The following is a 25,677-nucleotide window of genomic DNA, read 5'->3' on the forward strand; positions in this document are numbered from 1 at the left end:
TATGAACAGTGTTGAAAAAAGGATTTCAGCTCGCTTATCGTTGCGTGATCCTCAACGTGAATCATTAAATATTTTGGTGAAAATTTTAGAAAATATAGAGCTTTCTAAAAATGCTGATTTAGTTTCGAAATTAGAAATAATAAAAAGTCTCTATCCTTCTGTACAAGATTTTGAACGAAGCTTTCCCTCTTTTTGTTTTGCCTTAGCAACGGGAGTTGGAAAAACGCGACTTATGGGAGCTTTTATTAGCTATCTTTATTTTAACAGGTCGTAGCCGACATTTTTTTGTTTTAGCGCCAAACTTGACTATTTATGAAAAATTAAAACAGGATTTTAGTCCTCAAAGTCCGAAGTATGTTTTCAGTGGAATAAGTGAATTCATTGCAAATAGACCCATTATTATTACAGGTGAAGATTATGAAAGTGGTAAAGGTATTCGCGCTGATGAACACCACTATTACGGACAAAAACGTTTGTTTGAAAATCGGGATACGGCCTTTATCAATATTTTTAATATTTCTAAAATTAATACAACGGATAATAAAAAAGGCGCACTAAAATCTAGTATTCCGCGAATTAAACGCTTACAAGAAACGATTGGTGAAAGTTATTTTGATTATCTCGTAAATCTTCCTGATTTAGTTTTGTTAATGGATGAAGCGCATCGTTATCGAGCGTCTGCTGGTGCAGCAGCAATTAATGAGTTAAAACCTGTTTTAGGAATAGAACTTACAGCGACACCGAAAACAATAGGTGCAAAACCTGTAGATTTTAAAAATGTTGTTTACAGTTATTCACTTGCAGAGGCTATGAGAGATGGTTTTGTAAAAGAGCCTGCTGTTGCTACACGTAAAGACTTTCATCCTCAAAATTATACATCTGAACAATTAGAACATATTAAATTACAAGATGCAATTCATACCCATGAAAACGTGAAAGCAGATTTAATTGCCTATGCCAAAGATTATAACAAAAAATTTGTTAAGCCTTTTATTTTAGTTGTCGCTCAAGATACAAATCATGCACAGAAATTGCGTGATTTATTGGAATCAGATGATTTTTTTGCAGGAGCTTATAAGGGAAAAGTTATAGAGATTCATACAAAACAGTCAAATATAGAGGAAGATCAAAATATTCAAAAACTCATTGTGATTGAGAATCCTCATGAGCCAACAGAAATTGTTATTCACGTTAATAAATTAAAGGAGGGATGGGATGTTAGCAATCTTTATACTATCGTACCGTTGCGTGCATCGGCTTCAGAAATTTTAACAGAACAAACAATTGGGCGTGGATTGCGTTTGCCTTATGGGCATAGAACAGGCATAGAATCTATTGATCGTTTAACAATCATTGCGCATGATCGTTTTCAAGATATTATTGATCGTGCGAACGATCCGAATTCAATTATAAAAAAGCATATTGAGATTGGAACAGGGGGTGATATATCCTCTGAAAAATCGGATATAGTGGCAGTTCCAAGTCAAGCAGAAGCTTTATTTATAAAAACGATAGTAACACGTCATTCCGATATAAATGGAACATCTGATTTACACGGTATCATGTTACGTAATACAGATTCACCCACATTAACCTCTGAAGAACAAGAAATTGCTGCTATCGCATGGGATATTATTAAAGAGAATGATAATTTACCAAGTTCTCAAATGCTTTGTTCTGCACCGATACAAGAAAAAATGAATAATAAAATTATGAGTATTATACCGCTAGCACAAAAGTCTCTTGTGTCAAAAGTGGTTACAATTCTGACAAAACAATTACCAGAACTGATCATAGATATTCCTAATATTGTACTCATTCCTTCGCGTGAGGTTACTTATGGTTTTTCTGATTTTGATTTGGAGAATCTAGAAAGTTTAAATTTGCAACCTGTTAGTAAAGAACTTTTAATTCGAGAATTGCGTACCCATAAAAGCATTTTTCTCACTTCTAAAGATAAATATATTAAAGAACCTCATCTTGAAAATTACATCATTCGTGGTTTTATTGATAATGATTTTATCGATTATGATAGCCATACGCCATTATTACGAAAATTGGCTTGTCAGATGGTAGAGCATTTCCAATCTTATTTACCCAATGATATAGCTGTTGAGAACGTATTAATTCACTATCAGCATAAGATTAATACTTTTATTGTTGCGCAATTAAGAAAACATCAATGGGAAACACAAAAAGATTATGAGATTAAAGTTACACGAGGTTTTACAACTTTAACACCTATCCATTATGTTTTGCCGCAAGGAACATCTCCTATTGATTTTCGTAATATTCCTGCCATTAAAAGAGACATTAAGAAACTTATATTCAGCGGCTTTAGGAAATGTTGTTATCCTTTGCAAAAGTTTGACTCAGTAGAAGGGGAATTACGATTTGCTCAAATATTAGAAGACGATGCAAAAGTATTGAAATGGATGAAACCCGCTCGAGGTTTTTTCAAGATAGAATATGATAAAGGATCAGCCTATGAACCAGATTTTGTTGTAGAAACGAAGGATGCCAAATATCTTTGTGAACCTAAAAAAGCTTCTGAAATACAAAACGCTATTGTTTTAAAAAAGAAACAAGCTGCAGTTCAATGGTGTTGTCATGCAACGCATTATGCAGCTACTTACGGTGGTAAAAAATGGTATTATGTTCTTATTCCCCATGATGCTATTAAAGCAAATAGTAGTTTTGAAGGTTTGTGTGCAGAATTTACCATTTCAGAATCTATACTTGAGAGCACATAACTTTTTGCTTTAAAAAAACATAAGTTTTTTAACTGGTCGATGCGAGAAATAATCAAATGTTTGAATATTATTTTTAATTTTGTTCCCTGTTGCACCATTAATTTAAGAATATGAGCTAATTCTTAAATCATGAAATTATTATTTTTTTCTAACTAACTTAAAGTAAAAGGAAAAATTTATAGGGAAATTATACAATATTATGCTTTTTTATGGGGATTTTCAGCCCATTTATGATTTTTGATAAAATAGAAGCTTACTTTCTTTATATGAAACAAAACCTTGAATTTGTAGTCACAAATTCAGAAAAAATATTTTAATTTTATAGACAGCTTTTTTCAAAAAAAATAGACAGTTTGTTGTGTTCTCTTTTGAAATATCTGAATATAATGGAATATCCAGAAGATAAAAGTAGGCTACTTTACATATGACTTTGAATTTAACAAACACTGTTTTTAATTTTTTAAAGAAAAACCCGACAAAAAAATTTACAGCTCGAGAAATTGCTCAATGGATATTTGAGAATTATCCAGAAAAATGCCACCAAAAACAAAAGCGTTCAACCGCAATAATCACTCCCCTTAACAGTGATGCAGCTCTTATTCAGCAAATTGTCGCTGAAATAGGGTCTCTGCGCTCTCAATTACAAAAGCGTTATCCAGAAATTAAAACCACTGAAGGACGACCACGGCAGTATTATTTTACTAAACAAACAGATAGCGCTGAAATTGATGCGGTAGAGGACAATGAAGAAAGTAGAGATTCTTCTGTTAAAGAGCGTGATCTTTATCCATTAGTATCTAAATTTTTATGGTCAGAGCTTGCAGTTTACAGCAAGCGCATTAATGAGAAATGTTCTCGTAATAAACATGGTGCAGGCGGCAATAAATGGCTTTATCCGGATCTCGTAGGGATACAAGATTTAAGCAGGGAATGGAATCGTGAAATCAAAGACTGTGTTTTGCAATATTTTGATAAAAAGACGAAACTTTGGTCTTTTGAAGTTAAAATTCTCATTAATCGTTCAAATTTACGGAAAGCATTTTTTCAAACAGTTAGCAATTCTTCATGGGCTAATTTGAGCTATTTAGTTGCGAGTGAAATTGAAGGTATTGATACATTAAAAGAACTTCGGATGCTTTCAAGCTTGCATGGAATTGGATTTATAAGACTTGATAAAGAAAATTCTTCCGAGAGTGAGATCATAATTCCAGCGAAAGAACGTAGTGATATTGATTGGGATACTGCTAATAGATTAGTGGTAGAAAATAAAGACTTTCTTGATTATATTAAACTCATTCGTCAATTTTATCAAACTGGTGAAATGCGTCCATTGGATTGGGATCATATGGACCCATGAGGGGTATTTTAAAAAAGGTTTTATTGTTTAAAAGCTCTTTTGTTCAGAGTGACAAAAAATTACTCTAACTATTTTATTTGACTGATTATATTGATATTGTATCAATTAAAATTTTTCTCACGTACCTCATGAGTAGGGTTGAATAGGGGAAGAGTAAAAATTCTGTTTTAGGTCTGTTCTATTTTGTGCATTGAGCGTGATTCCATTAGATACTAGACTTAATAATTATAATTTATTATAAACTTGCTATTATAGAGGGTGAAATTCGACTTTTTTGCTTTGTTTACATCAAGCATGGAAAATATTACTTCCTCATATTGAAGTCTTCTTACGGAGAATTTACACTACTATTTCTTTAATGTCCATCACTGTTCGTTTTGATGATTATTAAGCTTTTTGTTATCCGAAGTAAACATTCAAAAAAACATTAATTTTATAAAATATTCACACAGTTTACTCAATTTCTTGAAATAGATTAAAAAAATAAATTTCTCTCACACCTTATGGTAAAGGGAGTGTGTACTGTCTCAGTCTGCCACAATACTCTCTTTATTTTTCAATAATACCGCACGCTAAACGTGCTCCACCTCCGCCAAGCGGTAATGGTTTATCTGATTGATTATCAGCCCCTAAATGAATGACTAAAGAGCGCCCTTTAATTTCAGAGATTGTTTTTAATCGTGGAGCAAGAACGCTCATTACGGCATTTCCTTGCTTATCAACATAAAGTGCCGGTAAATCACCAAGATGACCATTGACATTATAGGGTCCTAAGTGTTTCCCAGTATGCTCTGGATCATAATGTCCACCCGCGCTTCCACCTATTATGCCATCTTTTGTATCACATGAAGGATTTACATGTACATGAAAACCATGAATCCCTTCTGATAAAGTAGATAAATTAGGGATAAAAATCAAACCGTGTATGTTTTCTTCAATTTTAATGCTACCAATAGCCTTTTTGGAATTGTTATTTTCTAATTTATAAATATTTATTTGTTTTGATAGTGCTAAGGCAGAATTTTTATGAATTAAAAATGCCATAAAAAACAATAATGATAATAATATTTTTTTCATAAAATACCTTTATACTTATCTTTAAATAGATTATTATCTATAAATAATAATCTATACTAATTATATCTTATATAAGTGTCTTAAATTGAACTTTAAGAAAAATAATTTACATAGAAATATTAGTTCTTATAAAGAGCAAATAAATTAAAATATGTTTATATATTTCTGAACATAATTTTTATTTTTTGATCTATAAAAAATACAGCTTTATGGATGAATAATTATATCTCACTTACATTTCTTCAAGAGATGCTTTTAAAAAATCTACTTTTTGAGATATAATAAGGAATTCTAGTAAGTTAGCTATTATTTCATTTATAATATGATGATCGTTCCATCAAAAAAAAATAACATATAATTTGTTGATGATTTAATTGTTTTTCATAGAAAAAATGACGAGGAGTTTCTATTTATTATGAAATTTATAAGAGAAAGAATTATTATGATTCGTATAAATTTCCCATAAAATACAGCATATACCGACACTCCCTCCCATTCCTGATCCTATCAGTGCTCCTATTATTATTCCGGAAGAAAGTGCTACTCTTATACCCATTGCAATAATTGGACCAAATCCTGGAAGAGCAGTATAACCATAAGCTGCAAGAGTTGCCGCGATAGCTCCTGATAGGCTACCATTTAAACCGCCAATAAAAGCAAATTCTTTAATAGAATGGCGGCACTTTTTTAATTTTTTTTTCTTACGGCTGTAAAAAGAAACGTTGCTGTAAATTTTAAAATCAATCATATTCTTTTCTCTCATTTTGAATGCTAACTGTTCCTGAATAGTCAACGGATACGAAAAAATGGGACTTTTTAAATTTTACCAAAGCACGCCAGATACCATTGTCATCTAAGCGTAATCGTTTAATATTCTCAAAACCATTTTGCATAAGACAATTTTTAACTTGTGAAGCAGTAAATGAGTTCTGACCTATTTTAGTGACCTTTTGAGTAGAGCTATAGGTAAAGGCTTGACAATAAGGAAGGTGAAAAACTTCACTTATTGAAGTCGTGACTATCAACGAGACACATGCAATCATTATAAAAAAAGTACTTAATTTCAAAAAATTATTTAGTGTCATCTTATTACCATTTGTTGAAACAACACTTCATTAACCTCTGTGTTACTAACAGGTTCCAAAGATGATTTTATTTTTAATATTATAATTAACAATAAAAAGTTTTGAAAATATATTGATTAAATAAAACTGTTTTTTATTTTTCATTTTCTTTATAGTTCTAAATTTAACAGCTATGATTTAGCAAGATATATTTATTATTTAATTTGTAGTATATAATTCAGTTTTCTCTTATTTCATATCAATATACTAATATATATAATAATTATTTAATAAAAAATAGATGTATAGTTATATTAATTATACATATTATTATTACAAATAAATTAAATAAATATAATTAATTATTTTAATATAATTTGTTAATTCTTAGAAAGAACAAAAATATATTTTTACATCAGTAATAGATATGATTAAAAATGCAATTTATTATTTTTTATTTTACGTTATTATCCATTATTGCTTAGTAGAGTTGTTTAGATGATTTTGTTGGAAATATTTGCATAATTTCCTTGAATCCATAACCGGGATACATTCCTTCGCGCATAAATAAATTACGTAATGGCGGGAAACTATGTAACAAACCAAGCCCAATGCTTCGTATGATATGAACAGGCAACATATGAGAAAGTAGAGCAGAGTTCAGTGTATGAACAGCTCCACTTCGGATTAATATATCTGGTTTGCGGCATTTGTTATAATGTGCAACAATCATTTCAGTGTTAGAGTTGGATATTTTATTGGGTAAAATATCAATTAAAGTTTGGACATCACGCAATCCTAAATTCAATCCCTGTGCTCCAATAGGGGGGAAAACATGAGCGGCTTCACCGACTAAAATTGTTCGGTTAGCAGCAAAATGATGAGAAAGAAGTCCGAAAAGCGGCCATGCTTGAATTGATGTTTCTAAGCTTAGCTTTCCAAGCATTGATTGCATTTTGTTTTCGATCATTTTTGCAATTGTTTTTGGTTCTATATTCAATAATTCTTCAGCAAGGGAAGGATGAACAACCCATACAAGACTAGATCTTCGTCCTGGTAGTGGAACCTGTGTAAATGGACCGTGTTCTGTATGAAATTCAGTTGATGTATTTTGATGAGAAAACTCATGAGAAAAGTTGAGAACAAGTGCTTTTTGTGGATAATTCCACTGTTTGACACTTATCCCTGCTGCGGCACGTGTAAGAGAGTGACGCCCATCGGCTGCAACAACAAGTGGTGTTTGAATGACTCTACAATCAGCAAGAGTAATACATACATGGTTTTTTGTATGATGAACAGATTTGGCTGCAGAAACAAATCTTGTAATATTAGGCGTATGTGTAACAGCATCGACTAAAGCACTGTTTAATTTTACATTAGGTATATTATAGCCAAAAGCTTTTTCACCAATTTCAGCAGAAGAAAAATGTACCGTAGGAGCATGCACAATTCTAGAAGTTATATCTATAATTCTCATGGACGATAAAGCAGCTGCATGTTTTTGAAGATTATCCCAAATATTGAGTTTTTGAAGCATGCGTATTGCAGGCATCATAAGAGCAGTTGTTCGTAACTCATCTGTATGAGCAGGGGGCCCAACAAGAAAAACAGAAAGCCCCTCATGTGCAAGACTCAGCGCAGCTAACATTCCGACAGGACCTGCACCAATAACAGCAATATCTTTATGCTCGTTTTTTTCAAAGATCACAACTGTTTGAACCTTTCTCCATTGAGAAAATATTTTAACATTTCCAAATGATCACTCTCTTTTTATTATATGAAGCTCTTCTATTATTATAGTATGTAATAAATAATGCGATATAAAAAAGTAACCTTTTTATGATTTTTTAAAATGTTGAGTTATATCATCGGTAAAAAATGGCGTATTGATAGATGATTGAAGACTTTAAAAACGAGGATAAGAAAACCTTGAAACGTAAACTAACAAAGAAAATCAAAACAAATGCTAAATTATTACGCCATAAAAAAGTAACAATGCCACAAGCAAAGGCCTTTTCCGTTCATTTACTAACAGCTTCGGGATCATTTTTAGCGTTTCTTTCTCTTATATCAGCCTCTCAAAAAGAATGGACAGCTATGTTCTGTTGGCTTGGGCTTGCCCTTCTCGTTGATGGTATAGATGGACCAATTGCACGCAAACTTGATGTTAAATACGTTCTTCCAACATGGTCTGGAGAGCTGTTAGATAATATTATTGATTACGTGACTTATGTCTTAATTCCTGCCTTTGCACTCTATCAAAGTGGTTTTATGGGGGTAGGGTTATCATTTTCATTGAGTGCAATCATTGTTATTTCATCTGCTATTTATTATGCAGATACTAGTATGAAAACCAAAGAAAACTTTTTTAAAGGATTTCCTGTTGTTTGGAATATGATGATTTTTACGCTTTTTGTCGTCAGGCCAGGAGAGTGGATTACTTTTATCATTATTGTTTTATCGGCGATTATATCTTTTTTACCAATTTATTTTATTCATCCAGTAAGAGTCCTTCGTTTACGTAGAGTTAATTTTCCCATTTTTCTCTTATGGTGTGTTTTTGGTGTTTCTGCCTTCTTTTATCAACTAGAGGCTCCGTATTGGGTTAAAATAGGAATTTCGGTGACAGGAATTTATATATATTGTATTGGTGCAATCATGCAAATATTTCCTCAACTTGGGGGGGGGAATATAAAAAAACAATGAAATAGTTGTTTTTAAAAGGGTGTAAGATGCAAATTGACTTTGGAGCAGGTGATGATATTTCTTTTACGAAAGAAGGATGTGCTGGTATTATAAAGCTCACGCGTCCTTCAGCATTAAACGCTCTTAATCAACGAATGGTTTCAGCTTTAAGAAAAGCTCTCAGAACATGGGAAACAGATGACAATGTTTCTTGTGTCTTAATTGAAGGGGAGGGTCGTGCTTTTTGTGCTGGTGGAGATGTTGTGGAAATCCATCATATGGGGAAAAGTGCCTCTGCTTGTCAATACTTTAGGGATGAATATAGCTTAAATGCTTATATCAAACATTTTTCAAAACCCTACATTTCTTTCTTAAACGGTATTTGGATGGGGGGAGGGGTAGGTATTTCTCTCTATGGTTCGCATCGAATTGTTACAGAAAATACAGTTTTTGCTATGCCAGAAGGTGCGATTGGGTTTTTCCCAGATGTAGGTGCAAGTTTTTTCTTACCATCTCTTCCCAATCATTTTGGCATCTATCTTGCATTAACGGGCGCACGCATAAAGTGGGGAGATTGCTTAAATTTAGGATTAGCAACACATGCAGTTTCTGAAATTGAATTCGATAGGGTTAGAAAAGCTGTTATTGAGCAAGGAGATCCCACTTTAGCTTTAAACCAGCGAGCAATTACAAAAGATTATGAAACGAGTCATGAGATACGTTGTATTATTAACAGTTGTTTTAGTGCCCACAGCTTAGAAGAATGTCTTGAGTTGCTACATAAAAAAAGCAATGAAGATGTTTTATTTGCTAAAGAATGTTATGATATTTTGCAGTCACGTTCTCCGACAAGTTTAAAAGTTATTTGGAAACAAATGAAACAAAATTCATCTCAAACGTTGGAAGACTGTATGAAAATTGAAAACCGCATAGCGCATCATATGATTCATTCACATGATTTTTATGAAGGTATACGTGCTATGTTAATCGATAAGGATAAAAGACCTCAATGGCAGCCAGATAAACTTTCAAATGTGACAGATGAAATGGTAGATTCTTACTTCCAACCTGTTGAACAAGAGTTATTATTGTGAAAAATAATTCACACAAACAGATTTCAAAAATCAATTTAATCTATAACTGTTACTTACGGTTTTTGGCACTTATTTGCTTAGTTCTAGGTATTTTTTATTGGATACGCCTTGTGGGGGTCTTTCCAGGTGTTTTATGGCGTTTTGACCTTATGCCTTGGCAGTGGCAATTTGCATCAGCTATATTGGCTATTCTCTATCCTATTGCTTTAATTGGTCTTTGGATGTATTCACTATGGGGCATTATTTTATGGTGTGTTGCCGCATTGATTGAAACAATAGCAATATATTATTCCGATTTTATTTATCAGCCTTTTGTACCATTGTTTCATGGAATATTATTTTTAGCTTTTATTATCTTACAAATTATGATGATTTTTTTAAAAAGAGTAAAAAATAAAAAAACATTATGATTAAAATTTTCGAAAAAGATTTTTCAATCTTAAAAAGTCATCAAAAAGTTTTTTAAGTAATAAGTAAAAGATATTCACCTCAATTATCAAACTTCTATTCTTATATATTAAAATACGCCCTTTCTAAAAAGTTCCATAATATATATTATGCGATAACATGATACAGAAGATAAATCCTTTATCCCAAAAGAAAACCCTACTTTAAAACATCATCATATTTATATCATACAATTTACTTTTAAAATAAAATTTGGTCTTTAAAGTATATTCCTTTTTGGTCTTTAAAGTATATTCCTTAAAGACCAAAAATAGTGATAATAAAATTACATATAATAAATAAGAAAAATTACTGTACTATTTTACAACGTTTCATACGTGCAAGATCACTTAAAACAGCATTACGATTATTTAAAGCCGAAATTTCATTGCTTTCACTGGATTTAGGATCCATAAAAAACAGAGCAGGTAAAAATACAACACCTGCCGCTGCTAAAGCTACATTTTTATTTCTTGCTGTAGAACGCTCTCTAATTGTATCATTAATCTGTCGTTTATTAGCAAAAAACTCCCGTTGAATATCGGTGCAACTCATTGATCCATCATGTAATGTTGTCGTTGCAATATTTTTTTCTAAACGCCCCCCACATGCTGTTAAGGAAACTGCTAAAACGGCAATACATACACCCCGCTTAAAATTCTTATACATAAAAACCTCATTTTAAACATAAAAAAGTGACATTTATGTCAAAAATAAAACAAAATAAAGGATAATCTTCAAAAAACTTTATTTAACGTAAAATATTGTATGAATAAACTTATGCAGTTGTTTCGAAAGTAAGGCCCTGATACGCAGGTTTTACAGAGGATGGAACGTAATTTACGACTGCATTATAATCCAGCGATCTATCCATATGTGTGAGTATTGCTTGTTTTGGCTTTAAATATTTTATCCATTGTAATGCTTGATCAACAGAAAAATGACTTGGGTGAGATTTAAATTGAAGGGCTTCAATGATGAGAACATCCAAACCCATTAGTTTTGATAATGTTTTTTCAGGAAACTCACTAACATCTGTACAATAGGCAACATTTCCGATACGGAAACCTAAAGAATGAATATTTCCATGGTGTTGTAAATGCGTATTAACGCTTATTGCTCCACCCTCCCCTTGAATAATAAATTGGCTATCTTCATTGATAAGATGCTCTTTTAAAATAGGAGAATAAGATGAATCTTTTGGTGTTTGAAAACAATATCCGAAAGCATTTTTGAGATGTTCTAGTGTAAATCTGTCAGCATAGATATCTATTAAACATTTTTGTGCAAGTGCATAGCTGCGTAAATCATCAATACCGTGGATATGATCTGCATGAGAATGTGTGTAAAGAGCAGCATCAAGATGATCCACATGCGCTTCAATCATTTGTGAGCGAAAATCCGGCCCCGTATCAATGACGATTGTTGTTTTTTTCCCTGATGGTTTAATGCGTTCAACTAATAAAGAACTTCTGTAGCGTTTATTTTTAGGATTATTCGGATCACATGTTCCCCAATCACCATTAGGTCTTGGCACTCCTGGAGAAGGCCCACACCCTAATATTGTAAATCGGTATTGATCACACATAGCTTTTGCCTTATTTCATTTTGCTAAATAAACGAAAAGCATTACGGGTTGTTATTTGAGCTGTTTCTTCAATGCTTAAACCAATTGTTTCAGCCAAAACAGCTGCTGTATAGCATACAAAAGATGGTTCATTTGTTTTTCCCCGATGAGGGGTAGGTGCTAAAAATGGTGCATCTGTTTCCACCAACAAATGTTCATGGGGCACAATTTTTGCTATTTCACGGACTTCAAGAGCGTTTTTAAAAGTAAGAATACCTGAAAAAGAAATATAACCACCAAGCTCAATTCCAGCACGAGCAAGTTGCATTCCAGATGAATAACAGTGAAGGATAAAGGGAAAAGCTCCTTCTTTTATCTGTTTGCGCAATATTTTTTCCATATCGATATCGGCATTGCGTGAATGGATAACAAGAGGAATCTGTGTTTCTCTAGAAGCGATGATATGTTCTTGAAAAACTTTCTTTTGTTCTTCTGGTGTAGAGTAATCATAATGATAATCAAGCCCCCCTTCCCCAAACGCAACAATTTTAGGATGATTCGAGAGCTGTATAAGCTCTTCCGCTGTAATATTTTGTTCTTCATGCGCATGATTGGGGTGTGTTCCAACGGAACAAAAGACTTGATCATAGCTTTGCGCAATAGCTAACAGCTTATCTAACTTATGAACATGGGTTGAAATTGTTATCATACGTTTAACGTTAGCATCTAAAGCCCGTTGGATAACATTATCCAAATCTTGTGAAAAATCTTCAAAATCAAGATGACAATGTGTATCAATCAACATGATGAGTATCTTCTTTCTTCAAGATATAACGAGGAAAAATTGGTTCTGGTGGTGGAAGATCAAGTCCTTCTTGAATTTTCGCATGGCTTATATGATACAACAACCGATCATCTTCAGCAATCGCAAGGATATCAAGAAGTTTTGCTGCTGATTGAGGTATGAAAGGCAAAAGCATTATTCCTATTCGCCGCAAGATTTCTACAGTTATATAAAGAACTGTAGAAAACCGATCTCGATCATTTTTACGTAAACTCCAAGGTTGTTCGTTGGCAAAATAGCGATTGGCATCTGCTACAATTGAAAAAATAGCTGAAAGGGCTAAATGCATACTATGAGAAGACATTGCTTGATGTACAGTTTCCAGCACCTGAAGAGATTGTTCTAAAAGCTGTTTATCTTGAACTAAGAATGAAGTTGGTTTTGGGACTTGTGCATTACAATTTTTGGCAATCATAGATAAAGAGCGCTGTGCCAAATTACCAAGATCATTAGCAAGATCAGCATTAATACGGTTCACTAAACTCTCATGGCTATAACTACCATCTTGTCCAAATGGCACTTCACGGAGAAGAAAATAACGGACCTGATCAAGACCGTAATGATCAACCATTTCAAAAGGATCAACGACATTTCCAATAGATTTTGACATTTTTGCACCACGATTAAGTAAAAAACCATGTGCAAAAATATTCTTAGGCAAGTCAATTCCAGCAGACATTAAAAATGCTGGCCAATAGACTGCATGGAAACGAATAATATCCTTACCAATAATATGCGTATTTGCAGGCCAAAAATCACGTTTTGTTGAATTTTCATTGAAAAAACCAATTGCTGATAGATAATTTGTAAGTGCATCAACCCAAACATACATTACGTGCTTTGGATTATCAGGAACAGCAACGCCCCAATTAAAACTTGTGCGTGAAATAGAGATATCTTTTAAACCCGATTTGATAAAACTTATAATTTCATTTCGCCGCTCAAGTGGAGCAATAAAATCAGGATGTTTTTCATAATATTCAAGAAGAGCCTTTTCATAACGAGAAAGCCTAAAAAAATAACTTTCTTCTTCATTCCATTCAACTGGAGAGCCTAATTCCTTCTCGCGACGGATATTGTCTTGTCCAACTTCCGTATCTTTCTCTTCATAATAGGCTTCTTGGCGAACCGAATACCACCCCGTATAACGGCCGAGATAAATATCACCATTTGCTTCCATCTTTTTCCAAATTTCTTGACACGCTTGATAATGGCGTTCTTCTGTCGTACGGATAAAATCATCATTAGAACAATTTAATACTGCAAGCATTTTTTGAAATACCGCACTATTACGATCTGCAAGTTGCTGAGGTGTCATGCCTAATGCAGCTGCGGTTTGTTGCATCTTGAGACCATGCTCATCTGTACCAGAAAGAAAAAATACATTTTTCCCGTTTAACCGTTGAAAGCGGGCTAAAACATCGCTTGCAATGGCACTATAAGCATGTCCAATATGTGGAGCACCATTAGGATAAAAAATGGGAGTTGTTATGTAATATGTGTCACGCATGTCATACTCGTTGTAAAACGCTATAAATAGAAGATATTATGACATAGCGTTTGTTCATCGCATTGTCACGGAAAAACTAATTCTCATGAATGATCTTATGAACTTTAAAAAGTAAGTTAATAACAAACTGCTTTTTATCGAGATTAAACAGTTGTATTTCCTCTATTTCTTGATGAATCTCCTGCCATTTTCCCGCATATTTTTTTGAGAGAAATAAGTCTCCCTTTTCAACGAGCATAATAGCTTTTTTTTGAATTTTATTAAGAATTTCATCACAAAATTGTTGAAATTGGAATGTAGAAGAAGCAGATGAAAATGTTTGTGCAAGAGTATGTACAATCGTTGCGTTACAAACAGGTTTCTCTAGGAGAGCATCAATTGTTTTAATAATTTCAAGACCGCCATGGCAAATAAGTAAAGCGGCTTTTCGAGGGCTTCCTTTAGATTTTTTAATAATCATTTCAATTGTTTTTTCATCAGGTAAATCCTGATCGGCGAAAATATGTATAATAACTTTTTTCATTTCATCGTTATTCAACGGACGAAAAGAAATTTTTTGACACCGTGAATGGATTGTTGGAAGCAATTTTCCTGAAGAATGTGCGATAATAACAAATAACGTTTTTGTAGGTGGTTCTTCAAGTATTTTGAGAATTGCATTTGCTGCATTTCTATTCATATCATCTGCAGAATCAATAATAACAATACGCCATCCATTATCTTGCGATGTTCGACTTAAAAAATGCATAATATCACGGATATCATCAACGAGTATTCCTGTTTTAAACTTTTGCGTTTTCACATCAAATCGACGTGAAATATACAAAAGACCAGGGTGACTTCCTTGTGTAATTTGGCGCCATGGGGTAGAATAAGGATCGGGTTTCAGGAAAGAACTCTGTTGAAAACTTAAAATATTCCAAGCAAGATGAAAGGCTAATGTAGCCTTTCCAATCCCATATTCTCCTTCAAATAATAATGCATGATGCAAACGCTCTTCTTTAAGCATTTGTGTCAAAAAATGACGAACATCCTCATGACCAAAGAGAACACTGTTCTGGGATGGTGATAAAATTGTATCAATATCATCATATTGGCGTAAGGTATTTACATTACTCATGAAAGCTGCTCCAACAATACCTGATGACAAATATTTTTTATTTGATGAGCAATGGCTTCCACTGAGCCAGTGGCATCAATGACTCGAAATCTATGGGGTTCCCGTTTGGCCAATTGAAGAAAAGCCTGACGCCTTTGTTCTTGAATTTCCAACTGATCTTTTTCAAAATAATCAATTTTTTCTGTTTTTTTTCTTCGCAAATTTGCACGCTTCATACCACACATTGCTGGCATATCTAATAAAAATGTTAAATGAGGCAAAATACCATTGAGCGCAATACACTCTAAAACAGAAAGAAGAGAAGAACTGACGGTATCATTGAGGCCTTGATAAACGCGTGTAGAATCAATAAAGCGGTCACATAAAACGATTTTACCTTTTTGCAAAGAAGGTGCGATAACCTCAGTAACATGGTCGACACGTGCCGCTGTAAACAAAACAGCTTCAATCAATGGTCCATATTGTTGTATCTTCCCTGACAATAAAATATGTCGGATTGCTTCTGCTCCTGCCGTTCCTCCTGGTTCTCGTGTTGTAACAACATCATAACCTTTGTGAGAGAGATACTCAGCAAGCAAAGAAATCTGTACTGTTTTTCCTACTCCCTCCCCTCCTTCGAATGTAATAAAATAACCTGACACGTATGACCTTAACCTTATTAGCGCGTAACTATAAATATTTCCGTAACCATCCAATTGTGATTTCATAGAATGCATTTTTTACTTTTGCAAAGAAACTTCCTTCCTGAACATTCATTCCGGCAAAAACTGGTTTTTCCAGAAGAACCTTTTTATCTTCTAAAATTTGAATAACGCCAACTGATTGCCCAGAAACGATGGGGGCTTTCAATGGACCATGATATTTAATTTTTGCTTTAACATTTACTTTTTTTTCATTCGAAAGCATAAAACTTATTGGTGTTTTAACAATGAGTGGAACAAAATTTTGCTTACCACCATAAACAGGAGCACGACCAACTGTTTCTTCTCTTGTGAAAATCGTTTTGAGATCAAATGCCGTCATTCCCCATTGAAGAATGCGTTCTATTTCTTTTGTATATTTTTTTCTATCTTGCAAACCATTGATTGCTAAAAAAAGACGTTGATGATTTTTAGAAATGGTGGCAACCATTGAAAAACCTTCTTTTTTACTGTAGCCAAAACCAAATCCTTCTACACCAATTTCCTTAGAAATAAGAGGGTTTTTGTTACGTTGAAAAATATTATTCCACGTAAAATGAGGTTCACGATAAAGTGCATAATAATCTGGATATTCCTGAGTAATGTAACGTGCTAATATAATCATATCACGCACTGTTACAAATTGTCCCTCTTCGGGAAGCCCTGTTGCATTAACAAAATGACTCTGAGATAATCCAATCATTTTAGCGCGCTGATTCATCAACTTTGCGAAATGAGCTTCATCTCCTGATATGCCTTCAGCAAGAATAATAGCAGCATCATTTCCATTGACAATAATTAAACCACGCAACAGATCATAAACACTGATTTCTGTTTTTATCTTTGCAAACATAGTGGTTGTACCAGAAGGTGCTCCACCCTTGCGCCAAGCATTTTCACTGACCTTAAATTTCTGCGTACTTTTTAATAATCCTTTTTTTAATTGATGAAATACAACTTCTGCTGTCATCAATTTTACTAATGAAGCAGGGAAAAAAGGAATAGCACTTTGTTTTTCATAGAGTACTGTCTCTGTATCATCATCGAGTAATAACAATTGGGATGCGGGAGTTTGAAAATCTTGCGCTCTCCCCCATGTATCAAATGCCAATACTCCCCATAATATTAATAAGATCCTTAATACTGTATACATAGCCGCTCCTCCCATCTAAAAATCAGCATAAAGAATTTACTATATAGGAAAAAACTTTTTGATTGCTGCAAATTGAGGAATTATTTACAACTCACAAAAAGATTTTATTTTCATTTAGCTTTAGAAAAAAATAATATGACACGCTTTTTATCTTCCATGTAGGTTCAGTTTAATTTTAAAGTATGAGAGACAAAATATTTTTTCCTATTTTTATTGATAGTATTTTGATTTGTTATGATAAATTATAATCTTTTAACGTGGATTTGATTCAAAATACTGTAAGATTCTCTCATCCCCTCCTCTCATATTAAATTCAATAAAATCACTTGCTTACGCGTCATAAGCAGGGTTCGTATATGGATAAAAATTATTAAAAAAGAGAGTAAAATACTTCTTATCAACCTCTCAAGTGTTAAGAATTATCGTACAAAACATTGGGGCTTGCAAAGTCTATGACGTTGTCGGTTTATATCTTCATAAGTGTGAAGATGGTGATATCTAAAGGCGTTACAGTTATGCCATTCACAGGCGCTGTCGTAAAATAGGCTTGTAGCGTGTTGAAATATATCTCTTTTAAATAAGTCCATGAATTGGCAATGTAAGTTTATTTTGTTTGAGACGCTCTGTTTTTCGTGAGGGAACTTACTCCATTAAAGAACATGATAAACAAAAGCATGAGATAATGCATAATCTTTTCATAGGATATTACCGTAGATACTTTAGAAAGATGCAAGGCCGAATCAAAAGAAAATATTTTTTTACTTGTTAAGCTTTTTATTCTTCTCAAATCGATTGTACAGTTGTTTTAGAGATTACACAAACAGACTGACACAATAATCTACCTTCATCTAGCAAAAGCTATTACAGCAAGAAAAGTACACGCTTTATTAAGCAAGCAATATCATAAAACGACGAAAATACTAGCAATGGAGTGGAAAGGCCCGTACTGAATTTATAATAATAGCACCCAACCACGCTTTTTGAAAAGGACAACGCGCCTTAAGATGAAACCCCTACACTAAATCCGTAAGTTCTTATCTTTTTTACTAGAAAATTATATTGATAAAAAATCAACGCATTTTTTCTTAAAACAGTTGTAGCCAATTGACCTTTGTTTTTTTGTTTAGCTTATTTATAGAAGCAACTTGATCGAATGGCATCGGCTTATCAACCATGATAGGACCAATTTCCGGCAATTTAACTGCAACAGTTTTATTACGTTGTTCCTGTTCAACAGCAGCTGCTTTAGCTAATTCTTTTTTGTTCCCTATATTGCGCTGCTCTTTTAACAAAACAGTTTCTCTTTTTTTCGAAACATTCTCCGACGCTAATGAATATGACACGGCGTTTCCTGGAGTATAAGAGGCCATTAAATATGCACCATCATAATAGCCAATGGGTGCTTCAGCGATATATTCCACCTTAACATCTGCTACTCCCTTATCGACATAACCAAGTATTGTCGCAGCTTGCCTTGATAAATCAATGATTCTGTCTTTCATAAAAGGTCCACGATCATTCACTCTAACAACGATTGAAGATCCATTTCTCAAATTAGTAACACGAGCATAGCTAGGTAAAGGCATTGTAGGATGAGCAGCAGTCAAAAGATTCATGTCATAAATTTCACCATTAGCTGTTAATCGTCCATGAAAGTCTGAACCATACCATGATGCCTCACCAACACGTTTATAAGTTGGATCATTTTGAGGATAATACCACTTTCCTTTTATTTGATAAGGTTTACCAACAATCGCTCGTCCACGCTTTTTTTCTTCCGATTGATTTTTCTTATTGGAGACTTGTTGAGGTAGTACAGAAGTGTTTACGTTAATTGGTTTATTATGATAGGAATCTTTTATTGAAAAATTCATAGTTTGGCTTGCGCAACAAGATACCAGTGACTGAGAAATGACAATCATAGAAAACAATTGAAGTGTTGGTTTAATCATAAAAGTAATTTTCTTTTTTCTATTTGAAGGCATCTATTCAGTCCACTTATTTCTGTTAAGTAATACTGTAAAAACCACATCACGCTTTTTGTACGCAACGGAAGAATTTACGTTTTTTAATGATTCCCCTCGCGTATATACCACTCTTAAATTGGCTTCTTTTACCAAGAAATTAACGTATTGTTAACTTTTTTATGGTTTTCATACGAAATAAATGTACTATAGTAGATGTTAAAAAGATTAAAAGTTAAATAAATCAACATCTTATAGAAAATTCATTTCATAATATTAAAGTGTGAATAAGTGGTGATTTTAGCAACTGTTTTGCGAATCATGTAATGTATTGAGTATTAAAAAACCACCTATGGATTGAGAAAATTAGAAACTATATGTGCTGCCAACGCAGGTACAACCCTATCCGTAAGCTTAAAGCTCTTTTTTGTTGGGAAGGAGACAGCATAGCATCGCTCTATTCCAAAACAGCTGATAGAAAATGATAGACTATAGAATCAAAACAAAAAAGATTCTTAAATTTTTTATAGCCTATTGATATTACTTAAATTTGGTGAGCGCGCAGGGATTCGAACCCTGGACCTACTGATTAAAAGTCAGTTGCTCTACCAGCTGAGCTACGCGCTCCCACACAAGCTATCTAGTTTGCATACTATGTAGTTTGCAGAAAGTGAAGGGAACATACGGTTGACTTTCCATTTGGTCAACACCTTTTGGAAAAAATATTATTATTTTCTGCAGTTATCAATAATTTTCCGTTTTCGCTCCTTTACTTCATCATTGTATAAGTACTTTTTAATCTTCTTTTTGAAGTTTCAATAAAGGAAAAATTTCACTGCAAAATATTGCATAGATTCGAAGCGTTAAAATTATGAGAAATCCCCCCTTCCCCTCACATGGGTTGTTGAGCATAATGGGTAGAGAAGAAAAATACCTTTTATTATAATATTATTTTTATATTTTAGTGTTCAATTTTCAAATATGAATACAGATTTATAAGATAATATATTGATTTATAATAATTTATCATTTTTACTTGAGTGAAAATTCTCAAATACTGTAAGTTTTTCTCATTTCAAATCTTTTTTATATTGAAACAATAAAAAGCATTTGCTCGACCAATAAAAGTGAGGGAATAAAACTATATAAAAAAAGAAATGAAAATGATACTTATGCCTTCTTTCAATAACTAAAAATTATCGAAACATTAAGGGGATAGCAAAATAGTATGATAGTGTTAGCACGTTTGATATAAAAATGCGGCAATCCAATAGATTTTATATTATTCATCACAAAGTCTTGATGAAAGCAAGCACATTGAGAGATACTTTTTTAAACAAATGTACCAATGAGCGACAATAGCATTCTAGAGGGATGACTTTTATTCATGCACAATGGCTATATAATGAAAGCCAATTTATTCTATAAAATAAAGCAGACATAATAATGCAAAATGATTCTCGATACACCTTGAGTGATCAGTTCTATTATTGACAATAATATTTTCTAATTCACTTTTTATATCAGAAATTACAAGATACGTATATATATTTTAAAAGAAAAAGATACCACTGATCATAAACTTTAGTGTCGAATAATTCAGTTTATTTCAGAGCTATAAAATATTTTTATATATGATGTAATATTAATGTATTTATATAATATATAAATAATATTTTAATAATGTTATTAAATAAATAATTTTATATTTATAATACATTAAATATAAATAAACATATTAACTTCACTTATAAGATCAAAAATAAAGCAAATAATTTTGATTTAGCGAAAAAAATGTAGAATTATTATGTATACACGTATTTTTACTTTATTCCTTTTTATTATTTTGATTGGGACATTGAATGCTGACATGTAAACAATATGAGTTACTCTTGTTTATTCACAATCATATAAAAGAAACAGGAGTTTCTCCTTCTTTTGAAGAAATGAAAAATGCATTAGAACTTTCTTCAAAGTCTGGTATTCATAAGCTTATTATAGCTTTAGAACAAAGAGGTTTTATACGTCGTTTGCCCAATCGTGCGCGTGCAATGGAGGTGATTCGACTCCCTGAGAAAATAACATTCAACCTTTCTTTAGCACGTAAGATTTCTCCCAGTATGATAGAAAAAAATAAAAGAAAAATATCCAAAAACTTGAGTAATTTTGAAGTAGAAGAAAAAAAAAATACCACCATTCCCATTATGGGACGCATTTCTGCGAGCGTTCCTGCTTCTGCTATACTGCAACAAACAAGCACACTTTCTCTTCCACACGATATGGTTAATACAGGTGAGCACTATGCACTAGAAGTTAAAGATAATTCTATGGTGGAGGCTGGTATCCTTGATAAAGATACGATCATTGTGAAACGCCAAAATACAGCAATATCAGGTGAAATTATTGTCGCGTTTATTGATAAAAAAGAGGCAACATTAAAACGTTATCGACGCAAAGGAGCCTCTATTGCATTAGAAGCTGCGAATCCTCACTATGAAGTACGTACATACAAATCCGAGCGTGTAGAGATACAAGGCAAGCTTACTGGACTTATTCGTAAATATTAAATAACAATAATATTAAATAACAATCGCATTTTATATTACGCTATACATACGCCAATAAAATACAGTAAAAAAAACCGTTGGACATTTTTAATATTGTGCCACAAGAAATTGATTTTCTTCTCACTCCTCAAAAGACATCCTCCCCCAATCTGATCTGAGAATAATTCAGATTCTTGTTGAATGAATTCTTTTTTCCCTTCCCTTTTACGCGCTTCACTTACGCAAGGCTTGATAAGTAAGCTTAGAAATATTCATTACACGCTCTAAAGTACTGAATGTTTTAGGAGTTTGCTTTATATCATCGCTCTCAACGATGGTATTTTACAGTATAATAAGATAAAATCATATGCATGTATAAAATCACGTAAAATATTGTAGAAAAAAATCAAATAAATTTGTAACAGATTGTATTGCATATGTATAAAAATAAAGAACATTTTTTCTTTTTAAGCCAATAAAAGAGTCATTCAATTGTTCATAGTCATTATAGGATTATTATGGTCGCACCTCGTATTAGTTTTGTCTCTCTCGGATGCCCAAAAGCACTCGTAGATTCTGAGCGAATTATTACACGTCTTCGCTCTGAAGGGTATGAGATTTCACGTCAACATCAAGGAGCTGATGTCGTTATTGTGAATACCTGTGGTTTTCTTGACTCGGCAAGGAGAGAATCATTAGCCAATATTGATGAAGCTCTTAAAAAAAATGGAAAAGTTATTGTAACAGGGTGTCTTGGTGCTGATCCTGATGCTATTCGCCAAACATATCCTAATGTATTGGCTATTACAAAACCGCAAGCTTATGAAAGCGTTATAGAAGCTGTTCATACAGCAATTCCCCCTGTTCATGATCCTTTTCTTGATTTAGTTCCTCCCCAAGGTATTCGTTTAACTCCTCGCCATTATGCCTACTTAAAGATTTCTGAAGGATGCTCTAATCGGTGTAGTTTTTGTATCATACCTACTTTGCGTGGTGATCTCACTTCACGTCCCATCAGCGATGTTCTTCGTGAAGCTGAAAAACTCGTGCAAGCGGGTGTAAAAGAACTTTTGGTTATTTCACAAGATACGAGTGCTTATGGTGTTGATCTTAAATATCTCGAAAATTCTTGGAAAGATCGTACAATCAAAACCAAATTCTTTGATCTTTGTCGCGAATTAGGCGATATGGGTATTTGGGTACGTATGCATTACGTTTATCCTTATCCCCATGTTGATGAAGTTATCGAACTTATGGCTGCAAAAAAAATTCTTCCTTATCTGGATATACCTTTTCAGCATGCATCACCGACTGTTTTGCGTCACATGAAGCGTCCCGCACTTATGGAAAAAACAAACCGTAGAATTGAAAAATGGCGAAAAATATGTCCAGATCTTACTTTGCGATCAACATTTATAGTTGGTTTTCCTGGTGAAACGAATGAAGATTTTAATATACTTCTAGAATGGCTAGAAGAAGCAAAAATTGAACGCGCTGGGTGCTTTAAATATGAAGAAGTAAAAGGAGCTGCCGCAAATGATTTGGGATTAAAAAATATTCCTGAGGAGGTGAAAGAAAACCGCTGGCATCGTTTTATGGCAAAACAACAACAAATTTCTACACATCTTTTAAAGAAAAAAATTGGAAAAAGACTCCGAGTACTTATCGATGAAAGTCAAGGAAAAGTTGCCAAAGGACGTAGTCAGTACGATGCTCCAGAAATAGATGGTGTTGTCCATATATCATCACGACGTCCACTGCGTGTGGGTGAATTTGTCACTGTTAAAATCGAACAATCGGATGCCTATGACCTTTATGGCATAGCCGTTTAACAATTGAACGCTTTCTAGTCTCTAAATGACGAAGATTCCTATCAAAGTCGATTTATAAAAAAGTGACTTCTCACAATGAGCCGTGTTCGAAGTGTGTAATGCACTTCATGAGAAATTACAGGAAATCCCTGCCCTGAATACTCGCTATACATTCTAAAAAGTAATATCAGATTTATATATTTTCTTAGTGCTCCACCCTAAATGATAGGGTTTTATAGCACAACAGGATAAAATAAAATCCCTAAAGATTGCCCCATATTTAATTAATAAAAGAATAAACTGATAATCATGCTATTTTCCCGTTTTCAAATTTCAACAGTCATTGGTTTATGAAAGAAGTTTTTTTTCAATTGTGTTTTATACACACAAAAATACCACTTGTGATATGCAAGGAAATGTTTATGGATGTAATATAAGAGAATTTGAAATAAAATAATCTTATAGTTAAATTGCAAAACAATAAATTATCGTATTGTCTATGCAGCTGAGGAAGATATGGAAAAATTTTCTCAAGCAGTGCAATTTCCGATTATTATTTATAAAGCAATATATTGATTTATAATGATAATTCACAGTTTTGTATGTTGAATGATAGTCCAGAATATCGTAAGATTATTTCATTTTAGACCTGTTTATATTGAATCAATAAAAATCATTCGTTTGCACGTTACAAGCGGGATGAATGTGTGGACAAAAATTGTTAAAGAAAGGAGCTTTTATGAATCGTCTTAAGTGCTAAGGGCTGTCGCAACATCTACGAGCTGGTAAAATGAGTGATGGTGCCCAGCTTACTCCTTCATAAACGTAAAGATGGGAGTGCTTAATGGATTTTACAATAATATCCTTCATGGACGCCGTCGTGAAATGGTCTTGGGTGCTCTTTGAGAGATGTCTCTTTAAGGAAGCGCTTTATTTCAAAATCTTTAAACTTATTTTTAGAGCATCTAATTTTTATTAACACGCTTTAAAGTTAAAGAATTTCTTATCAAGCAAATGACTTGGACGTACATTTGTTAAAGCGCGAATCATCGTATCTTTACGTCCTGGCATTTGTCTTTCTATATTTTTCAGCATTTCTTTCATTGCATTACGTTGTAAACCATCTTGACTACCGCAAAGATTACAAGGAATAATCGGAAATTGCATTGCTTGAGAAAATTTTTCCATATCTTCCTCAGTAGCATAAACAAGAGGACGTAATACAAAAAGATCACCTTCATCATTTTTAAGTTTTCCAGGCATAGCGGCTAATCGACCACCATGAAACAAATTCATGAAAAACGTTTCCAAAACATCATCACGATGATGACCTAAAACTAATGCAGAACAGCCCTCCTCACGTGCAATGCGATAGAGATTTCCTCGTCGTAAACGAGAACAAAGGGAACAATATGTCTGCGTCTTTGCCAATTTATCTGTAACAATGGAATAAGTATCCTGATATTCAATACGATAGGGAATTTTATAAGAACTTAAAAAGTCTGGAAGAATATGTTTCGGGAATCCTGGTTGTCCTTGATCAAGATTACAAGCAAGAATTTCAATGGGTAAAAGACCACGCCATTTTAAGTCTAAAAGAAGCGCTAATAAACCATAAGAGTCTTTTCCACCCGATAAAGCGACAAGCCATTTTTTTCCCGTAGAGAGCATAGAAAAATCATCCAAAGCCTGCCGCATATGACGCAAAAGCCGTTTGCGCAATTTATTAAATTCTACGCTGGAAGGAGCAACCCGAAATATTGGATGACATTCATCTGCTTCTCTTTCCAAAAGATCATCTCTCTCTTCGTTTTCTTTTATTGCCTGATATTCAACTGAAACATCATTCATAATACCATATCCTGCACAAGTAATAGCTCGTTTTGCAAAGACAGAAACAAATATAAAGTAAACTTACATTTATGTTTTTTGAATTTATAAAATTAGATACATAAAAAAGAAATGGAACTATATAAGTTTATCGCTCTAAAACATAGCAATAAAC

The 25,677-nt window shown here is 33.2% G+C and carries 19 protein-coding genes, 1 tRNA gene and 1 pseudogene; 7 read left to right on the forward strand and 14 right to left on the reverse strand.

All coding sequences use genetic code 11. From position 1 onward, the window contains the following. Position 1: 1 nt before the first annotated feature. A pseudogene (locus ACFIMU_RS05030) lies at positions 2 to 2,753 on the forward strand (DEAD/DEAH box helicase). Positions 2,754 to 3,177: 424 nt separating this feature from the next. Beyond that, on the forward strand, positions 3,178 to 4,110 hold the full coding sequence (locus tag ACFIMU_RS05035) for a COG2958 family protein (RefSeq protein WP_375696868.1): 933 nt from the start codon (positions 3,178 to 3,180) through the stop codon (positions 4,108 to 4,110). A 549-nt stretch (positions 4,111 to 4,659) separates the two neighbouring features. Here ACFIMU_RS05035 and sodC read toward each other — a convergent pair. The 4 genes from sodC to ACFIMU_RS05055 all read right to left on the reverse strand — a co-directional run bounded on the left by sodC (position 4,660) and on the right by ACFIMU_RS05055 (position 7,959). Continuing rightward, entirely contained in the window at positions 4,660 to 5,187 is a 528-nt protein-coding gene (sodC, locus tag ACFIMU_RS05040) for a superoxide dismutase [Cu-Zn] SodC (protein ID WP_375606864.1), read from the reverse strand. Between the two features lie 406 nt (positions 5,188 to 5,593). Continuing rightward, positions 5,594 to 5,950, reverse strand: a complete 357-nt coding sequence (locus ACFIMU_RS05045; RefSeq protein ID WP_375696869.1) for a hypothetical protein — start codon at positions 5,948 to 5,950, stop codon at positions 5,594 to 5,596. Next, positions 5,928 to 6,272: a hypothetical protein gene (locus ACFIMU_RS05050; protein ID WP_375606866.1), complete on the reverse strand. Its 345-nt coding sequence runs from the start codon at positions 6,270 to 6,272 to the stop codon at positions 5,928 to 5,930. Before ACFIMU_RS05050 ends, ACFIMU_RS05045 begins: the two co-directional genes overlap by 23 nt. Positions 6,273 to 6,732: 460 nt before the next feature. After that, entirely contained in the window at positions 6,733 to 7,959 is a 1,227-nt protein-coding gene (locus ACFIMU_RS05055) for a UbiH/UbiF family hydroxylase (RefSeq protein ID WP_375610362.1), read from the reverse strand. 185 nt (positions 7,960 to 8,144) lie between these two features. On the opposite strand from ACFIMU_RS05055, the gene pcsA reads away from it, so the two are divergent. Genes pcsA through ACFIMU_RS05070 form a run of 3 tightly spaced genes read left to right on the forward strand, consistent with a single transcriptional unit; the run spans position 8,145 to position 10,440 of the window. Further along, positions 8,145 to 8,957: a phosphatidylcholine synthase gene (pcsA, locus tag ACFIMU_RS05060; RefSeq protein ID WP_375609478.1), complete on the forward strand. Its 813-nt coding sequence runs from the start codon at positions 8,145 to 8,147 to the stop codon at positions 8,955 to 8,957. A gap of 26 nt (positions 8,958 to 8,983) precedes the next feature. Beyond that, positions 8,984 to 10,030, forward strand: a complete 1,047-nt coding sequence (locus ACFIMU_RS05065; protein ID WP_375687184.1) for an enoyl-CoA hydratase/isomerase family protein — start codon at positions 8,984 to 8,986, stop codon at positions 10,028 to 10,030. After that, complete coding sequence (locus ACFIMU_RS05070) at positions 10,027 to 10,440, forward strand: DUF6163 family protein (RefSeq protein ID WP_375695744.1); 414 nt, start codon at positions 10,027 to 10,029, stop codon at positions 10,438 to 10,440. Before ACFIMU_RS05065 ends, ACFIMU_RS05070 begins: the two co-directional genes overlap by 4 nt. A gap of 346 nt (positions 10,441 to 10,786) precedes the next feature. Here ACFIMU_RS05070 and ACFIMU_RS05075 read toward each other — a convergent pair whose 3' ends face one another. From ACFIMU_RS05075 to ACFIMU_RS05115, 9 genes are all read right to left on the reverse strand, one after another. Then, the gene (locus tag ACFIMU_RS05075) at positions 10,787 to 11,146 is read right to left on the reverse strand and encodes a hypothetical protein (RefSeq protein WP_375606871.1); all 360 of its coding nucleotides are present in this window, start codon (positions 11,144 to 11,146) and stop codon (positions 10,787 to 10,789) included. 109 nt (positions 11,147 to 11,255) lie between these two features. Continuing rightward, complete coding sequence (locus ACFIMU_RS05080; RefSeq protein WP_375609481.1) at positions 11,256 to 12,065, reverse strand: MBL fold metallo-hydrolase; 810 nt, start codon at positions 12,063 to 12,065, stop codon at positions 11,256 to 11,258. A gap of 10 nt (positions 12,066 to 12,075) precedes the next feature. Beyond that, positions 12,076 to 12,849 carry a TatD family hydrolase gene (locus ACFIMU_RS05085; protein ID WP_375696870.1) on the reverse strand — a complete coding sequence of 258 codons (774 nt, stop codon included), beginning with the start codon at positions 12,847 to 12,849 and terminating at the stop codon, positions 12,076 to 12,078. Continuing rightward, complete coding sequence (gene metG, locus ACFIMU_RS05090; RefSeq protein WP_375696871.1) at positions 12,839 to 14,398, reverse strand: methionine--tRNA ligase; 1,560 nt, start codon at positions 14,396 to 14,398, stop codon at positions 12,839 to 12,841. The genes ACFIMU_RS05085 and metG overlap by 11 nt, the downstream gene beginning before the upstream one ends. 76 nt (positions 14,399 to 14,474) lie before the next feature. Further along, positions 14,475 to 15,518 (reverse strand): DNA polymerase III subunit delta', encoded by a 1,044-nt coding sequence (locus ACFIMU_RS05095; RefSeq protein WP_375686522.1) that lies wholly within the window; start codon positions 15,516 to 15,518, stop codon positions 14,475 to 14,477. Beyond that, a complete protein-coding gene (gene tmk, locus ACFIMU_RS05100; protein WP_375606876.1) occupies positions 15,515 to 16,159 on the reverse strand; it encodes a dTMP kinase in 645 nt (214 codons plus the stop codon). Before tmk ends, ACFIMU_RS05095 begins: the two co-directional genes overlap by 4 nt. A gap of 28 nt (positions 16,160 to 16,187) precedes the next feature. Next, positions 16,188 to 17,351, reverse strand: coding sequence for a D-alanyl-D-alanine carboxypeptidase family protein (locus ACFIMU_RS05105; protein ID WP_375609484.1), 1,164 nt, complete (start codon positions 17,349 to 17,351; stop codon positions 16,188 to 16,190). 1,085 nt (positions 17,352 to 18,436) lie between these two features. Next, complete coding sequence (locus ACFIMU_RS05110) at positions 18,437 to 19,336, reverse strand: septal ring lytic transglycosylase RlpA family protein (protein WP_375606878.1); 900 nt, start codon at positions 19,334 to 19,336, stop codon at positions 18,437 to 18,439. A 530-nt stretch (positions 19,337 to 19,866) separates the two neighbouring features. After that, positions 19,867 to 19,942 (reverse strand) — tRNA-Lys (locus ACFIMU_RS05115). Positions 19,943 to 21,177: 1,235 nt separating this feature from the next. Here ACFIMU_RS05115 and lexA point away from each other — a divergent pair. Together lexA and rimO are read left to right on the forward strand one after the other, a co-directional pair. Further along, positions 21,178 to 21,882: a transcriptional repressor LexA gene (lexA, locus tag ACFIMU_RS05120; RefSeq protein WP_375609539.1), complete on the forward strand. Its 705-nt coding sequence runs from the start codon at positions 21,178 to 21,180 to the stop codon at positions 21,880 to 21,882. A 497-nt stretch (positions 21,883 to 22,379) separates the two neighbouring features. Continuing rightward, positions 22,380 to 23,693: a 30S ribosomal protein S12 methylthiotransferase RimO gene (gene rimO, locus ACFIMU_RS05125; RefSeq protein ID WP_375606880.1), complete on the forward strand. Its 1,314-nt coding sequence runs from the start codon at positions 22,380 to 22,382 to the stop codon at positions 23,691 to 23,693. A gap of 954 nt (positions 23,694 to 24,647) precedes the next feature. Here the strand turns inward: rimO and ttcA are convergent. After that, on the reverse strand, positions 24,648 to 25,523 hold the full coding sequence (gene ttcA, locus ACFIMU_RS05130; protein WP_375696872.1) for a tRNA 2-thiocytidine(32) synthetase TtcA: 876 nt from the start codon (positions 25,521 to 25,523) through the stop codon (positions 24,648 to 24,650). Positions 25,524 to 25,677: the final 154 nt, after the last annotated feature.

The sequence above is a fragment of the Bartonella sp. AC70YNML genome (assembly GCF_042196545.1).
Taxonomy (GTDB): domain Bacteria; phylum Pseudomonadota; class Alphaproteobacteria; order Rhizobiales; family Rhizobiaceae; genus Bartonella.

Coding starts and splice junctions, on each gene's coding strand:
- ACFIMU_RS05035 (WP_375696868.1), top strand. CDS start 3,178: ATGACTTTGAATTTAACAAACACTGTTTTTAATTTTTTAAAGAAAAAC.
- sodC (WP_375606864.1), bottom strand. CDS start 5,187: ATGAAAAAAATATTATTATCATTATTGTTTTTTATGGCATTTTTAATT.
- ACFIMU_RS05045 (WP_375696869.1), bottom strand. CDS start 5,950: ATGAGAGAAAAGAATATGATTGATTTTAAAATTTACAGCAACGTTTCT.
- ACFIMU_RS05050 (WP_375606866.1), bottom strand. CDS start 6,272: ATGACACTAAATAATTTTTTGAAATTAAGTACTTTTTTTATAATGATT.
- pcsA (WP_375609478.1), top strand. CDS start 8,145: ATGATTGAAGACTTTAAAAACGAGGATAAGAAAACCTTGAAACGTAAA.
- ACFIMU_RS05065 (WP_375687184.1), top strand. CDS start 8,984: ATGCAAATTGACTTTGGAGCAGGTGATGATATTTCTTTTACGAAAGAA.
- ACFIMU_RS05075 (WP_375606871.1), bottom strand. CDS start 11,146: ATGTATAAGAATTTTAAGCGGGGTGTATGTATTGCCGTTTTAGCAGTT.
- ACFIMU_RS05080 (WP_375609481.1), bottom strand. CDS start 12,065: ATGTGTGATCAATACCGATTTACAATATTAGGGTGTGGGCCTTCTCCA.
- ACFIMU_RS05085 (WP_375696870.1), bottom strand. CDS start 12,849: ATGTTGATTGATACACATTGTCATCTTGATTTTGAAGATTTTTCACAA.
- metG (WP_375696871.1), bottom strand. CDS start 14,398: ATGCGTGACACATATTACATAACAACTCCCATTTTTTATCCTAATGGT.
- ACFIMU_RS05095 (WP_375686522.1), bottom strand. CDS start 15,518: ATGAGTAATGTAAATACCTTACGCCAATATGATGATATTGATACAATT.
- ACFIMU_RS05105 (WP_375609484.1), bottom strand. CDS start 17,351: ATGTATACAGTATTAAGGATCTTATTAATATTATGGGGAGTATTGGCA.
- ACFIMU_RS05110 (WP_375606878.1), bottom strand. CDS start 19,336: ATGCCTTCAAATAGAAAAAAGAAAATTACTTTTATGATTAAACCAACA.
- lexA (WP_375609539.1), top strand. CDS start 21,178: ATGCTGACATGTAAACAATATGAGTTACTCTTGTTTATTCACAATCAT.
- rimO (WP_375606880.1), top strand. CDS start 22,380: ATGGTCGCACCTCGTATTAGTTTTGTCTCTCTCGGATGCCCAAAAGCA.
- ttcA (WP_375696872.1), bottom strand. CDS start 25,523: ATGAATGATGTTTCAGTTGAATATCAGGCAATAAAAGAAAACGAAGAG.